This is a genomic window from Streptomyces boluensis, from assembly GCF_009908195.1.
Classification (GTDB): Bacteria; Actinomycetota; Actinomycetes; order Streptomycetales; family Streptomycetaceae; genus Streptomyces; species Streptomyces boluensis.
The window spans coordinates 1-720 of sequence record NZ_JAAAHS010000770.1 but is presented as its reverse complement, the minus strand read 5'-3'; the positions used below and the strand labels follow the sequence as shown (position 1 = coordinate 720).

Sequence of the window (720 nt, the reverse complement as noted above, 5' to 3'; positions counted from 1 at the left end):
CCGGGCACCGGTGCGTGGGGCTCAGCTGAGCTCACGTACGAGTTGCTCCGCGCGCGGCCAAGTGCCGTACCCCGCACCGGGGTTGAGGTGGCCGACGGGCCCGAGGTCCTGCACGCGGCTGCCCCACGACCGGGCCAGGCCGGTGACGCGGTCGAACGCGGCCAGCGGGTCGTTGGTGCTCGCCGCGACGATGCTCGGGAAGGGCAGGGGGGCGCGCGGCGTCGGCAGCCAGCCGTGCTCCCGTAGCGTCTCCAGGCTGGGATAGCCGTCGGGGAGCGGTGCCGTGAAGTCCGGCGGAGTGGCGAGCAGGGCGCCCGCGACCGGCCGCCGGTGCCGCTGCGCCCAGTGCACGGTGGTCAGGACCCCGGCGCTGTGGGCGACGATGACCACGGGCCCGGTGATGCCCGCCAGCGCGCTGTCGAGGGCGGCGACCTGGGCGGCGCGGCTCAACCTGTCGTGCGACAGCGGCGGAACGGTACGGGTGTTGGGGATGCGGTCGGCGAGGATCTCCTGCCAGTGCTGGTCCGGCATGGGGTCGCGCAGCCCAGGGACGATCAGGACCGTCGGCGGCGTACTGCGGTTCATCTCTGCGGCTCCGAGTCTCGGCGGGTGGCTCCGGGCCCGTGGGGTGTGCCGGGTCCGTGGGGCGTGCTGGGCCTGTGGGGAGTGCAGGGCCCGTGGGTAGGGGTGGTCACTCGGCAAGGGTGGTCACTGGGTGGG

At 74.7% G+C, this 720-nt stretch carries 1 protein-coding gene; it reads right to left on the bottom strand.

Annotated elements, in window-relative coordinates:
- Positions 1-21: 21 nt before the first annotated feature.
- Positions 22-585: an RBBP9/YdeN family alpha/beta hydrolase gene (locus tag GUY60_RS38015; RefSeq protein ID WP_161706048.1), complete on the bottom strand. Its 564-nt coding sequence runs from the start codon at positions 583-585 to the stop codon at positions 22-24.
- Positions 586-720 lie beyond the last annotated feature (135 nt).